12 protein-coding genes are annotated in these 12589 nt (G+C 69.2%); 7 read left to right on the plus strand and 5 right to left on the minus strand.

Annotation, left to right across the window (positions count from 1 at the left end):
• Positions 1–86 precede the first annotated feature (86 nt).
• The 4 genes from C5E10_RS13985 to C5E10_RS14000 all read left to right on the plus strand — a co-directional run bounded on the left by C5E10_RS13985 (position 87) and on the right by C5E10_RS14000 (position 3519).
• The gene (locus tag C5E10_RS13985) at positions 87–461 is read left to right on the plus strand and encodes a PTS glucitol/sorbitol transporter subunit IIA (protein WP_104298078.1); all 375 of its coding nucleotides are present in this window, start codon (positions 87–89) and stop codon (positions 459–461) included.
• 3 nt (positions 462–464) lie between these two features.
• Positions 465–950, plus strand: coding sequence for a transcriptional regulator GutM (locus tag C5E10_RS13990; RefSeq protein ID WP_104332165.1), 486 nt, complete (start codon positions 465–467; stop codon positions 948–950).
• Positions 951–996: 46 nt separating this feature from the next.
• Positions 997–2298, plus strand: a complete 1302-nt coding sequence (locus tag C5E10_RS13995; RefSeq protein WP_104240122.1) for an NAD(P)H-dependent oxidoreductase — start codon at positions 997–999, stop codon at positions 2296–2298.
• Positions 2299–2565: 267 nt separating this feature from the next.
• Positions 2566–3519, plus strand: a complete 954-nt coding sequence (locus tag C5E10_RS14000) for a sugar-binding transcriptional regulator (protein ID WP_104332166.1) — start codon at positions 2566–2568, stop codon at positions 3517–3519.
• Between the two features lie 376 nt (positions 3520–3895).
• On the opposite strand, the gene C5E10_RS14005 is transcribed toward C5E10_RS14000, so the two are convergent.
• The 3 genes from C5E10_RS14005 to C5E10_RS14015 all read right to left on the minus strand — a co-directional run bounded on the left by C5E10_RS14005 (position 3896) and on the right by C5E10_RS14015 (position 6105).
• Positions 3896–4426: a YjbQ family protein gene (locus C5E10_RS14005; protein ID WP_104332167.1), complete on the minus strand. Its 531-nt coding sequence runs from the start codon at positions 4424–4426 to the stop codon at positions 3896–3898.
• Between the two features lie 74 nt (positions 4427–4500).
• Positions 4501–5349, minus strand: coding sequence for a class II fructose-bisphosphate aldolase (locus tag C5E10_RS14010; protein ID WP_104240125.1), 849 nt, complete (start codon positions 5347–5349; stop codon positions 4501–4503).
• A gap of 39 nt (positions 5350–5388) precedes the next feature.
• Positions 5389–6105 carry a triose-phosphate isomerase gene (locus C5E10_RS14015; protein WP_104240126.1) on the minus strand — a complete coding sequence of 239 codons (717 nt, stop codon included), beginning with the start codon at positions 6103–6105 and terminating at the stop codon, positions 5389–5391.
• A gap of 198 nt (positions 6106–6303) precedes the next feature.
• Between C5E10_RS14015 and C5E10_RS14020 the strand changes: the two genes are divergently transcribed.
• From C5E10_RS14020 to C5E10_RS14030, 3 genes are all read left to right on the plus strand, one after another.
• On the plus strand, positions 6304–7080 hold the full coding sequence (locus C5E10_RS14020) for a 1-acyl-sn-glycerol-3-phosphate acyltransferase (RefSeq protein WP_104332168.1): 777 nt from the start codon (positions 6304–6306) through the stop codon (positions 7078–7080).
• 205 nt (positions 7081–7285) lie between these two features.
• Positions 7286–8122, plus strand: coding sequence for a GyrI-like domain-containing protein (locus C5E10_RS14025; RefSeq protein ID WP_104332169.1), 837 nt, complete (start codon positions 7286–7288; stop codon positions 8120–8122).
• 101 nt (positions 8123–8223) lie between these two features.
• Positions 8224–8577: a VOC family protein gene (locus C5E10_RS14030; protein WP_104332170.1), complete on the plus strand. Its 354-nt coding sequence runs from the start codon at positions 8224–8226 to the stop codon at positions 8575–8577.
• Positions 8578–8735: 158 nt separating this feature from the next.
• On the opposite strand, the gene zapE is transcribed toward C5E10_RS14030, so the two are convergent.
• Together zapE and purL are read right to left on the minus strand one after the other, a co-directional pair.
• Entirely contained in the window at positions 8736–9992 is a 1257-nt protein-coding gene (zapE, locus tag C5E10_RS14035) for a cell division protein ZapE (protein ID WP_104332171.1), read from the minus strand.
• A gap of 30 nt (positions 9993–10022) precedes the next feature.
• A complete protein-coding gene (purL, locus tag C5E10_RS14040) occupies positions 10023–12422 on the minus strand; it encodes a phosphoribosylformylglycinamidine synthase subunit PurL (RefSeq protein ID WP_258071147.1) in 2400 nt (799 codons plus the stop codon).
• Between the last annotated feature and the right edge of the window lie 167 nt (positions 12423–12589).

Consider the following 12589-nt stretch of genomic DNA (forward strand, 5'->3'; position numbering starts at 1 on the left):
TGGGCGCCGGGCGGGCCGCACCGGCCCGCCCGCGCATCCACCCCTGAACTTCGCTTCAACCTCTCGCCTCAAGAAAGGACCACCACGTGTCCACGACCATCTGGCAGTCAGAAATCGCACGCATCGGACCCGACGCGAACGACATGTTCGAGGGTGGCGTCTACATCCTCTTCGGCGAACCCGTTCCGGATGCGCTGGCCGAGGTCAGCCTCGTGCACAAGGGCCACTCGGGTGAGTTCGTCCCCGTGCAGGCCGGCGACGAGTTCGTGATCGGCGACGAGGCCGTCACGGTCACCGCGGTCGGCGATCTCGCCAACCCGAACCTGCAGGAACTGGGTCACGTGGTGCTCTACCTGAACGCGGAGGACACCGCGCTCCTACCGGGCGCCATCCAGGCGACCGGCACCCTCACGACTCCCGCCGAAGGCGCACTCATCAGCGTGCGCCGGAACGAGGTGTAGATCATGGACTGGAGATTCCCCGCCGTCCTGGTCCTCGCGCTTGTCCTGAGCATGTTCATGACGGTCGTGCAGATGCGCGCCTACATGAGCCAGGTCAACGAGATCGCGAAGGCGAACGCCGGCAAGAACCTCAACCTCGTCAGCGGTCGAGGCAAGGGCGCCTTCCGCGGCGCGATCGCCGTGCTGCTCGTCGACCCGACCACGCTCGAGGTCGTCGAGGCGCGCGCGCTCCTCGGGTTCAGCGTCTTCGGACGCCTGAAGCCCGCTCCCGACCTCGAGGGCCCGCTCACGACGGTCTACGACCGCGCGGAGGCCCGCCACAAGCACCTCGGTACCGCCGTCCGCCAGGCGATCAGCATGCTGCCGCACACGGTGCGCGCCCAGGTCACGCTGCCGCCGGTCAAGGGCCAGAAGAAGCGTGCGCAGCCCAAAGCTGTCAAGGGCGCGGCCCCGAAGCAGTTCGCCGGCCTCTCCCGCGTCAGCAACTAGCACCCCTGATCAGCACCCCACCCCACGAACTCAGCAAGGAACGCACATGAACTACACCCAGCGCCTCATCCAGCGTGAAGCAGAACTCGGCCGACCCATCCGCGTCGGCGTCGTGGGGGCCGGTCAGATGGGCTCAGGCCTCATCGCGCAGATCGAGCGAGCCAAGGGCATGGAGGTCGCCGTCGTCGCCGACATCGCCGTCGAGCGCGGTGTGGATGCGTACACTCGCGCCGGCCGCAGCGACGTCCAGGTCGAGACTGACCTCGCCGTGGTCGCCGAGCACATCGAGGCTCGCCGCCCGGTGGTCATCAACGACGGCCTCCTCATCCCGAAGCTCCCCGTCGACGTCGTGCTGGAGGTCTCCGGTGTCACCGAGATCGCAGCGCAGGTCGCCTACGCGTCGCTCCTCGGCAAGAAGGACGTCGCTCTCATGACCGTCGAGGCCGACGTGACCGTTGGGCTCTTCCTGGCCAGCATCGCCAACGCCGGCCAGCAGATCTACACGATCTGCCGCGGTGACGAGCCCGTCGAGGCGCTCAAGCTCGTCGAGCACGCCACCGACCTCGGCCTCACCGTCGTCGCGGCCGGCAAGGGCAAGAACAACCCGAACCGCCCGACGGACGTGCCGGAAGACGTCATGGAGGAGGCGAAGGCCAAGAACATGAACCCGCGCATCCTGTGCGAGTTCACCGACGGAACGAAGACGCAGATCGAGATGGCCTCCCTCTCGAACGCGACCGGCTTCCCCGTCAACAAGCCGGGCATGCACGGCCCGGCTGCCGACATCGCGACGCTCGCGACGACGCTCATCCCCGTCGAAGACGGCGGAGTCCTCACCTCGACCCCGGCCGTCGAGTACACGGTCGAGGGCGATGTCGCGCCAGGCGTGTTCGTCGTCGTGAAGTCGGAAGACGACGTCGTCACGCACGAGCTCGACTACCTGAAGCTCGGCAAGGGGCCGTACTACGCCCTCTACCGCCCGTACCACCTCGCCTCGGTCGAGGCGATCCTCTCGATCAGCGAGGCCGTGCTCGAGCGTCGCGCCGACTTCCAGACCACCACGTGGCGCACCGAGGTCGCCTCGAAGGCGAAGTTCGACCTCGCCGCCGGCACGAAGCTCGAGGGCATGGGCGGGCACCACGTGCACGGCTGGGCCGTCGACGCCGACGAGGCACGCGCCGACAACTCGATCCCGATCGGGCTCATCTCCGGGGGCATCCTGAAGCGCGACATCAAGGCGGGCGAGATCGTCTCCTACGACGACGTCGAGCTCGACGAGACGCGTCCGCTCATCGCGATGCGCCGCCTGCAGGACTCGCTGGTCGCGGCTGGCGTCATCGGCGCCTGACCCCTGTCCGACACCCGTCGGGCGCCCAGCTGGACCGGGCGCCCGATCGTCGGTCGATAGGATCAGGTGAACCGGATCACCGACTCCGCGCCCAGCGCGCGGCGTCGGGGCGGCTCCCGAACGGCGCGAGAGCGCGGTGCGGGAGCCGTCGCCATCTGGGGAAGCCGTCCCGCACCGCAGGGCCACGCAGGAGTGAGCAGCGCTGCGCCTCCTGCCCAGCACAGCCTGCGCGTCGCTCTGCACCACCCACAGGAAGGAAGGCTCGGGATGCCAGCACCCCGCAACGCCGAGACCCTCGTCCGAGCAGCGCGCCTCTACTACCTCGACGGCCTCTCCCAGAGCGACGTCGCGACGGCACTCGGCGTCTCGCGGGCGAGCGTCTCACGCATCCTGTCGGCGGCACGCGAGCAGGGGATCGTCGAGATCCGCATCCACGACCCCCACGTCGTCGGTCGTGTCGACGAGCTCGAACGGCAGATCACGGATGCGTTCGGTGTCGGTGCCGCCGTCGTCGTCTCGGCCCTGCCGGGCAGGCACCCCCTCGATGTCGTGGCCGGAGCGGCCGCCGACTACTTCTCGGAGCGTGTTCCGTCGGTCGGGTCAGTCGGCCTGAGCTGGGGCAAGTCGATCGACGCGTTCGTCGAGCAGATCCACGTCGAGTCCACGGGTCGCGCGCTGACGCTGTGCCCCCTCGTCGGCGGCATGCCGTTCGACTCGGGGCCGGCCGGGAACACGGCCCTCGAGCGTCTCTCGCAGAAGTCGGGGGCGAAGGCCTTCCGCTTCGAGTCGCCCGCCGTCGTCGAGTCGCCCCAGACCTGGGCTGCGCTCACCGGGGAATCGTCGATCTCCATGGCCATCAAGCGGGCGACGGATGTGCAGCTCGCGTTCGTGGGCATCGGTTCCTACGGCCTCCACGCGTCGAGGCACATCGTCTCCGCGATGCGGCTCAGCGATGCCGAACGCGCCGAGCTGGAGGCGCAGCAGCCCGTCGGCGATATCTGCGGTCGCTTCTTCGACGCCCAGGGGCGCGCCCTTGGCGCACCGGTCTCCGAGCGGGTCATCGGCATCACCCTCGGCCAACTGGCGAAGATCCCGGAAGTCGTGGGTTTCGCCGCTGGCGCCGAGAAGGCCCCTGGGGTCGCCGGCGCGCTCCGCACGGGGGCGCTCGACGGCGTGATCCTCGACGAAGACCTCGCGCGCGCCCTCGTGGAGCTCGTGTAGGGCGCTGGCCCGGCCCTGGCCCCGGGGCCCGAGTCCGGGGCCGAAGAGTCAGCGAGAAGCAGGTTCTGCGGCGGAGCTCCATGCTTCTGGCTGACTCTTGCCGCGCTCGAGGGTTCGCTGGGAGGCGCGTGCTGTGCGCAGCGCAGCTGCCGGGGCAGGAAACTCTTGGATCGACACGCGACGATGCACCCGCACCCGCACCCACGTCCCAAACCGGATCCACGTCCAAACCGTCGCCACGGCTCAGAGACGCAGAACGCCGCCGGTCGACCCCGCCGCTGACGGGGGAGTCAGGGTGCGATCGAACGGCGGCGTCGGTGCGCCGACGGCGTTGGCGGCGGCAGTGGAGGCGGATGCTCGGAGGAGGAGCGCGCGCCTACTCGCCCATGACGACGACCTGGCACTTGCGCGAACGGGCGCGCGTGCGGTCGAAGTCGACGAAGTAGATGTATCCGGTGACGCCGACGCCGAGCTTGCCGTCGATGACCGCGAACACCTCGCTCGAGCCGATGATCGTCGACTTGATGTGCGCCTCCGCGTTCAGCAGCGCCGTCTTGTCACCGCCGGGCAGGTACACCTCGGCGTCCGGCCACGACTCGACGTCGGCGTAGTGCTCCGGGCCCGGGTAGCGGTACTCGCCCTCGGGCGGCACGGCCGTCTGGTTCGGGGCGATGCGGTTCAGCACGTCGTCGAGGTCGGCCTGCAGGAACTCGGTGCCGTCCTCGAGCCGGTCGTGCACGAACTCCTCGAAGAACACGGCGCACGTCGTGTGGGGAGAGATGACCGTGACCGTGCCCGCCGTGATGCCGCTCGTCGCGATCGCCTCCTTCACCTCCGCCGTGACGTCGATGTAGCTGGGCGTGCCGCCCTGCGACTGCAGCTGGAGGGTGGTCTGGTAGACGGTCATCGGTGTTCCTTCATCGTCGTGGATGCGCGTGCTTCGGCGCGCGCGCAAATGTCGGTTGGTGGGGCTGGCTCGGTTCAGGCGCCCGGGCGCAGGGCCTGGATGAACTCGGCCACGTCGGCCTCGACCTGCGCGGAGACCGCCTTTGCGACCTTCGGGAACAGGATGGTGTTGGGCTGCTCCGCGGCCCGGAGTGCCGCATCCAGTGCCGCCTTCGCCGCGTACGTGTAGTAGTTGATCTTGCGGACACCGCGCGTGATGGAACGGTGGTACTCGTCGAGGCTCAGCCCCGACCCGCCATGCATGACGATGGGCACGCCCGTCGCGTCCCGCAGCTGCTCGATGAGCTCGTAGTTGAGTTTCGGCTCCTGGTGGTACATGCCGTGCACCGTGCCGAAGGAGGCTGCGAGCGCGGTCACCCCCGTGCGCTCGACGAACTCCTTCGCCTGTGCTGGCTCCGTGTACAGGGTCTCGTCGGCGATGCCCTGGCTCGGGTCGCCGTTCTCGTTGCCCGTCATGACGCCGAGCTCGCCTTCGACCCCCACGCCGCGCTCCTTCGCGAGCTTCACGACCTCGGTCGTGCGGGCGACGTTCTCCTCGTACGGCAGCGTCGAGCCGTCGATCATGACGGAGTTGAAGCCGATGTCGAGGCCGCGAGCGATGTACTCGATGTCCTCGCCGTGGTCGACGTGCAGCACGAACGGAGCCTCGCTGCGCGTTGCGAGCGCGAGCATGGCCGGCCCGATGTCGTCGATCGACAGGGTGCTCTCGTGCACCTGCGCGTGCTGCAGGATGACGGGAACGCCCGCCTTCTCGGCAGCGGAGATCGTGCCGAGCAGCCCCTCGAAGTAGGGGGTGTTGACCGCCGCGATGGCGATGTTGTTCTTCTGTGCGTAGCGGAGCGCTTCGTCGAGTCCGATGAGCATGTGTTGGTCTTCTCTCTGGTGGCCCTGTGGGGGAGCGGGTCAGTTGGCGGGGGCGGCGCTCGCCTGCGCGTCGCGGTGGTCGGCGAGCGCCTGGAACATCTCGGTGAGGATCTCGCGCCAGTCGGGGTGCTTGATGATGCCGCTCGTGCCGCCGGAGCAGTCGGCGCCCTGCTGCAGGACGCGCGTGATGTCGGCGCCGCGGCTCACGCCGGCTGCCTGCACGACGAGGATCGCCGGGTCGACGTTCTTCACGATCTGAGTCGTGCGCTCGATGTAGTCGCCCGCGTCCATCTGCCCCGTGCCGATGTTGGCGGTCGGCTCGCAGATCATGCCGGAGGGGTCGAGGTCGGCAACCGCGCGGCACTGCAGGTCGGAGTCGGCGCAGACGATGGTTGCAAGACCGACCTCTTCGCAACGGCGCATCGTCGCGTCGAGGTCGGCCAAGGTGAGGGGGTGCTCGGCGTGGTTGAGCACGACGGCCTTGACCCCGGCTTCGGCGAGGCCCTCGGCGAGGATGTGCCCCATGCCGCGGCCAGGCACGATCGGGTCGACGTGCTGGGCGGTGACGCAGAGGTTCGTCGTCTCGGCGACGACCGACCGGAGGTCGATGTGCTGCGCGGTGAACACGACGTCGATGTCGAACGCTCCAGCGAGTTCGTCGGTGAGGTGTGCCAGCTTCATGAGCTCGCTCCCCGTCAGGTACGCCTTCGGGTTGACGATCAGAAACGGGCTCCGTACAGGGATGGGGACAGCCATTGTCAGTTGCTCCTAGCGGATAAATGCACAAAGTTGCACTAAAGAATGTACGAACGTGCAGTGTGGCAAGTATCGCATCTGCGGAGAGCAACTGGCAAGAGCACGGATGCGCGGGCCCCGCCGACGTCCGCGTGCGCCCCGGAATCGTCCCAGGTGCCCCGAATAAGGTGGCACCTCACACTTGGATCAGGGAGCCACATGACTCGCGAACCCGTCTACTCATTTGCGATCGGGGTCGGCCGCACTGTCTTCGCAGCGCTCCGCGTTCGCCAGACGGTCCGCGGCGCGCAGCACGTTCCAGACACCGGCGGCGCCGTCATCGCGATGACCCACTTCGGCTACCTCGAGTTCGCCCTCGTCGAGTGCGCGACCTGGATGCACAACCGGCGGCGCATCCGCTTCATGGCCAAGCAGAGCGTGTTCGAGAAGCCCGTCGTCGGCCGACTCATGCGCAGCATGCGGCACATCCCGGTGAACATGAAGGCCGGTGCGGACGCCTTCGCCGCCGCCGCGACCGCCCTGCGTGACGGCGAGCTCGTCGGCGTCTTCCCCGAGGCCGGCGTCAGCGCGTCGTTCACGATTCGCGACTTCAAGACCGGAGCCGCACGCCTCGCCGCGCAGGCCGGCGTGCCCATCATCCCCGTTGCCGTCTGGGGTGGGCACCGGCTGCTCACCAAGAACCGCAAGATCACCCTGCGGGAGCGCCTCAATATCCCCGTGCACTTCTCTTTCGGCGCCCCCATCCATGTCGCACCGGACGACGACCCCGCCGACACCACGGCCAAGCTCAAGGCGGTCATGGAGACGCTCCTCAGCGAGCTGCAGTCGAACTATCCGGAAGACGGCGCGGGCAAGTGGTGGCAGCCCCGCGTGCTCGGCGGCACCGCTCCCACGCCCGAGGCTGCGGCCGCGGCAGACGCCGCGCGTGACCGCAGGCGCGAGGCCGCGCGAGCGCAGCAGGCAGCCAGGAAGTAGCGGGGCGGTTGCCGCTGGCCCTGCGTCTGCCGCTGGGGCCGCCGCAGCAGCTGCCGTCGCCGTTGCCGTTGCCGTCGCCGCGGGCCGTGTCCAACATCAGTGCAGGATCCCTGCATCCGGTGCCGGAAGCGGGTCGAAGGCCAGAAATCGCACTGATGTTGGTCAGCGATCGCCGGCACACGCGACCCGGTGCCAGACTTGGCGCATGAACGGTGAACATCCCGGAAGCCTGATGAGCATCGGCGAGTTCTCGCGCTACTCGGGTCTGAGCGTGCGCATGCTGCGGCATTACGCCGAACGGGGCGTGCTCGCGCCCGCCGAGGTCGACGAGTTCAGCGGGTACCGACGCTACGCCGCGGCCCAGCTGCGGGATGCGGGGCGCGTGCGGATGTTGCGCGACGCCGGGTGCGGAATCCCCGCCATCGCAGAGCTCCTGCCGCTCTTCGCGGCCCCTGACGTGCTCCGGCCTCGCCTGCAGCTGCACCTCGATGAGCTCAAGGCCGAGGCGCAGCGGGTCGCCGATCAGCAGGCGCTCGCCGTGACGCTCCTCGATGGGCTCGCGGCGCGCTCGACCCGCCTGGACGTCACCGAGCGCACCTTCCCGGCGCTGCGCGTGCTGTACCTGCGCCGCACGGTCGCCGACTACCCCTCCGAGGGCCCGCTCTGGGTCGACTTCCGTGGGCCGGTGGCCGAGCTCACCTCGCGAGACCCCGCTGCATTCGGCGAGGTCGGTGGTGCCACCTACTTCGACGACGAGTATCGAGACGATGATGTCGAGATGGCGATCTGGCGCGAGTACCGTGGCACATCCGTGCCCGAGGGGTACGAGGTCGTGGAACTCCCCGAGCAGCGCGTCGCGACGGTCACCCACCGCGGCGGCTTCGAGACGATCAACGAGGCCACGGCGACGGCGGGCAGCTGGGTCGCCAGGCAAGGTCGCACCCGCGTCGGCCCGATCTTCAACGTCTACGTGCACGGCCCGGGCCGCGAGCCGAACCCGGACAACTGGGTCACCGAGGTCAACGTCCCCATTGCGGCTTGACTCTCACACTGTGTGAGACCTCACGATCGGATCCAACGGCCGAACAGGCCGGCGGCGCAGCCAGAATCGCTGCGCTGCATCCGAACGAGAGGACAGCAACCATGTCGGACAACGTGAACTACTTCGAGATCGGCACCACCGACCCGGAGGCCGCGAAGGCCTTCTACGGGGACACGTTCGGGTGGACGTTCGGCTCGCTCGAGCCCGGCGGCTACGGGATGGTCGGCGGCGCAGGCAACGGAGGCGGGCTCTGGGACTCCAACACGGTCGGCGGCGGCAGCTGGGCGGTGTTCTACGTCGAGGTCGAGGACATCGAGGCGAAGCTCGAGCAGGCGGCCGCGAACGGGGCGGAGACCGTCATCCCGCTCGTCGACAACGGCAGGATCAAGTTCGCGCATCTGCGCGACCCGCTCGGCAACCGCTTCGGCGTCTGGCAGCGCAAGCCGCAGGGCTGACGCCAGCCGCTCGCCGGTGGCGCTCTCCTGACCAACATGAGCGTGCTGTCGGCGCTCTCGGCACTGCGGCGTCTCCCTGCCGCTGTCCAACTTCCGTGACGGATGCCCGCATCCGCAACCTGAACGGAGCTTGCCGCCTCGCTCGTCACGGAAGCTGGTCAGCGCTGCAGGAGGTGCAGGCGGCTGACCATGCGGAACGCGTCGGCGCGGCCGGAGGCGGCGGCGACGAACTCGTCGAACGACGCGTCGGCGTGGAAGTGCGCCTCGATGTCGTAGTCGACGAGCACGTCGACGGCGTTCACGAAGCGCTGCTGCGGGTCGCGGCCGACGGAGGCCAGGAGCGGAACGTCGAGGATGTGCCACGTGTCGAAGTCGCGCGCCCACTGCAGGAACTCGAGCGACGAGGTCTGCACGATGAAGAGCTCCGCGAACGTCGCCCACAGCTCGCGGCCGCGCACGGCGGTCACCGCGAAGGTGCGGCCGCCGAGCTCGAGGCTCGTCGCCTCGGCCGGTGCCGGGCGCGTGGCGCCGGGTGCGAGGCTCGCGTCTGCAGTGGAATGCTCGTCTGCGCCGTCGACCTGCGTCGACGTGACGCTCGGCACGTGCACCCACGAACCGGTCGCGAAGCCCCGGCGCTCGACGGCGTCAGCGCGAGAACGGCGGTAGTCGACTTCGCCCGGCAGCTCCACGACGTCGAGCTCGCGCTCGATGAGCTCGATGCCAGGCTCGAAGATGTGGTGGTAGACGGGGCTCGGGAGGAGGCCCTGCGGCCGGTAGTTCGAGGTCGCGACGACCGTGATGCCGTGGTCGAGGGCATACCGCAGCAGGGCCGTGAGCAGCGTCGCGTGGCCCGGGTCGTGCACGTGGAATTCGTCGAAGAGCAGCAGCTTCGCGTCGCCGATGAGCTCGCGGACGGCGTTCGCGAAGACGGTCTCGGAGCCGCGGTTCGCGAAGATGCGCGAGTGCAGCTCGTTGAAGAACGAGTGGAAGTGGACGCGCAGCTTCCGGTCCACGGGAACCGCGCCGTAGAAGGCATCGAGCAGCCAGGACTTGCCGCGGCCGGCGGGCCCCCACAGGTAGAGGCCGCGTGGGGCCGTCGAATGGGCGGCGAATGCGTCGGGGCGATCATCCTCGGCGGCGACGGGGTCGCTCGCTCCGGCGAGGTCGGGGGCAGCGTCGGCAGCTGGGCGCGGAGCGGCGTTCTCCGCGTCGAGAGCTTCGTGCTCGACGATCTGCGCGCCGAGGGCGGCGAGACGTAGAGCGACCACCCGCTGGACATCATCGAGGGCGAAGCCGGCCGCGGTCGCTGACGCCGTGATCGCAGCGAAGACCTCGCCAGCGCTCGTACCAGCAGTTTCGGTATGGGTTCCTCGCCCCGAGATGGGAAGCAACCCATCCCGAAGCGTGGAACCCATCCCGAGACCGAGACTCAAAAGATGCGGCGCTTAGTTTGCCGACGAGGTCGGCGCCGACGAGGCTGCCGCCGTGATGGCTGCGGAGATCGGCGCGGAGTTCGGTCCGACGACGTCGCCGAAGCGCTTCGGCAGCGTCGCACCGCGCGCCTCGGAGAGCTCGGCGAGCGTGAACTCGAAGAGGCCCTGGACTTCGAGCTTCGCGTCGGCACCCATGCCGTCGCTCACGCCGACGCGGGTGACGGGGAAGTCACGCGCCTCGCACATCGCCTGGAAGCGCACGTCGTCGTCGTGCGGGACGGAGACGAGGATGCGCCCGGCCGACTCGCTGAAGAGCGCGGTAGCCGCATCCACGCCTTCCTTGCGCATGAGGCCGTCGAGCACGATGCGCGCGCCGACGCCGAAGCGTGTCGAGGCCTCGACGATCGCTGCCGCGAGGCCACCCTCGGAGAGGTCGTGTGCGGAGGTGAGGAGGCCCTGCTGGCCTGCGCCGATGACGAGGTCGGCGAGCGCCTTCTCGCGGTCGAGGTCGACCTGCGGGGGGAGGCCACCGAGGTGTCCGTGCACGACGTCGGCCCAGCTGGAGCCGGAGAGCTCCTCGAGGGTCGTGCCCAGGAGGTAGAGGTTGTCGCCCTCCTCCTGCCAGCCCGACGGAACGCGGCGTGCGACGTCGTCGATGAGGCCGAGCACGGCGACGACGGGGGTCGGGTGGATGGGCACGTCGCCCGTCTGGTTGTAGAAGGACACGTTGCCGCCCGTGACCGGGATGCCGAGTTCGAGGCAGCCATCGGCGAGTCCCTCGACGGCCTGCGCGAACTGCCACATGACCTCGGGGTTCTCGGGGCTGCCGAAGTTGAGGCAGTCGGAGACGGCGGCGGGGCGTGCGCCCGTGGCGGCGACGTTGCGGTACGCCTCGGCGAGCGCCAGCTTGGCCCCGGCAGAGGGGTCGAGCTGCGCGTAGCGGCCGTTGGCGTCGAGGCTGATGGCGAAGCCGAGCCCCGACTCCTCGTCGATGCGCACCATGCCGGCGTCCTCCGGAGTGCCGAAGGCGGTGTTGCCGAGCACGTAGCTGTCGTACTGCTGCGTGATCCACTCGGGGTTGGCGAGGTTCGCCGACGAGATGAGGGCGAGCACCTGCTCGCGGAGCTCCTCACCCGACTGGGGGCGGGGGAGGGTGGATGCGGAGTCGGCCTGGAGCGCGTCGATCCAGCTCGGGTAGGCGACGGGACGGTCGTAGACGGGCCCGTCGATCGCGACGGTGCGCGGGTCGACGTTCACGATCTCCACGCCGCGCCAGTTGATGACGAGGCGGCCCGTGTCGGTGACCTCGCCGAGCACGCTCGTCTCGACGTCCCACTTGTCGACGATGGCCATGAACGCGTCGAGCTTGTCGGGAGCGACGACCGCCATCATGCGCTCCTGGCTCTCCGACATGAGGATCTCCTCGGCCGTGAGGTTCGGGTCGCGCAGCAGCACCTTGTCGAGCTCGATGTACATGCCGCCGTCGCCGGCCGCCGCGAGCTCGCTCGTCGCGCAGGAGATGCCTGCGGCACCGAGGTCCTGGATGCCCTCGACGACCTTCTCGCGGAACAGTTCGAGGCAGCACTCGATGAGCACCTTCTCGGCGAAGGGGTCGCCGACCTGGACGGCCGGGCGCTTCGTGGGGCCCTTCTCGTCGAACGAGTCGGACGCGAGGATGGATGCGCCGCCGATGCCGTCGCCGCCCGTGCGCGCACCGAAGAGCACGACCTTGTTGCCGGCGCCGCGGGCGTTCGCGAGGTGGAGGTCCTCGTGGCGGAGCACTCCGACCGCGAGCGCGTTGACGAGCGGGTTCGCCTGGTACACGCTGTCGAACCAGGTCTCGCCGCCGATGTTCGGCAGGCCGAGGCAGTTGCCGTAGAAGGAGATGCCGCTCGTGACGCCGTGCACGACCCGTGCCGTGTCGGCCTCGTCGATCGCGCCGAAGCGGAGCGCATCCATGACCGCGACGGGGCGGGCACCCATGGAGATGATGTCGCGGACGATGCCGCCGACGCCGGTCGCGGCGCCCTGGAACGGCTCGATGTAGGAGGGGTGGTTGTGCGACTCGACCTTGAAGGTCACCGCCCAGCCCTCGCCAGCGTCGATGACGCCGGCGTTCTCGCCCATGCCGACCATGAGGTTCTTCTTCATCTCGTCGGAGACCTTCTGGCCGAACTGGCGCAGGTAGTTCTTCGAGGACTTGTAGGAGCAGTGCTCCGACCACATGACCGAGTACATGGCCAGCTCGCCCGAGGTGGGGCGGCGGCCGAGGATCTCGCGGATCTTGTCGTACTCGTCCGGCTTCAGCCCGAGGGCGCCGTACGGCTGCTCCTTCTCGGGAGTCGCCTTCGCGTTGTCGACGGTGTCCGGGCCAACTGCTTCGGAAGACGGGGTTGTGGTCTGGCTGCTCACTGGCGAGGCTCCTTCTGGCGGCGCGATGCGGAGAAGTCGGGGCGTGTCCGCACCGGACGAGTCTACGGCGTTCGCGGGCGGCCGCGCGATGGGCGGCGGATGCGCGCGAATGGGCCGTTCAGATGCGCGTCCGTCGGCGTTCATCCGGTGACCGCTGGTGTTCACGC

It is taken from the genome of Pseudoclavibacter sp. RFBG4, from assembly GCF_002931515.1.
Classification (GTDB): Bacteria; Actinomycetota; Actinomycetes; order Actinomycetales; family Microbacteriaceae; genus Pseudoclavibacter.

What these genes read in the sequence shown, in the direction of transcription:
- C5E10_RS13990 (WP_104332165.1), top strand. Translation starts at nt 465, where the DNA reads ATGGACTGGAGATTCCCCGCCGTCCTGGTCCTCGCGCTTGTCCTGAGC.
- C5E10_RS13995 (WP_104240122.1), top strand. Translation starts at nt 997, where the DNA reads ATGAACTACACCCAGCGCCTCATCCAGCGTGAAGCAGAACTCGGCCGA.
- C5E10_RS14000 (WP_104332166.1), top strand. Translation starts at nt 2,566, where the DNA reads ATGCCAGCACCCCGCAACGCCGAGACCCTCGTCCGAGCAGCGCGCCTC.
- C5E10_RS14005 (WP_104332167.1), bottom strand. Translation starts at nt 4,426, where the DNA reads ATGACCGTCTACCAGACCACCCTCCAGCTGCAGTCGCAGGGCGGCACG.
- C5E10_RS14010 (WP_104240125.1), bottom strand. Translation starts at nt 5,349, where the DNA reads ATGCTCATCGGACTCGACGAAGCGCTCCGCTACGCACAGAAGAACAAC.
- C5E10_RS14015 (WP_104240126.1), bottom strand. Translation starts at nt 6,105, where the DNA reads ATGGCTGTCCCCATCCCTGTACGGAGCCCGTTTCTGATCGTCAACCCG.
- C5E10_RS14020 (WP_104332168.1), top strand. Translation starts at nt 6,304, where the DNA reads ATGACTCGCGAACCCGTCTACTCATTTGCGATCGGGGTCGGCCGCACT.
- C5E10_RS14025 (WP_104332169.1), top strand. Translation starts at nt 7,286, where the DNA reads ATGAACGGTGAACATCCCGGAAGCCTGATGAGCATCGGCGAGTTCTCG.
- C5E10_RS14030 (WP_104332170.1), top strand. Translation starts at nt 8,224, where the DNA reads ATGTCGGACAACGTGAACTACTTCGAGATCGGCACCACCGACCCGGAG.
- zapE (WP_104332171.1), bottom strand. Translation starts at nt 9,992, where the DNA reads ATGGGTTCCACGCTTCGGGATGGGTTGCTTCCCATCTCGGGGCGAGGA.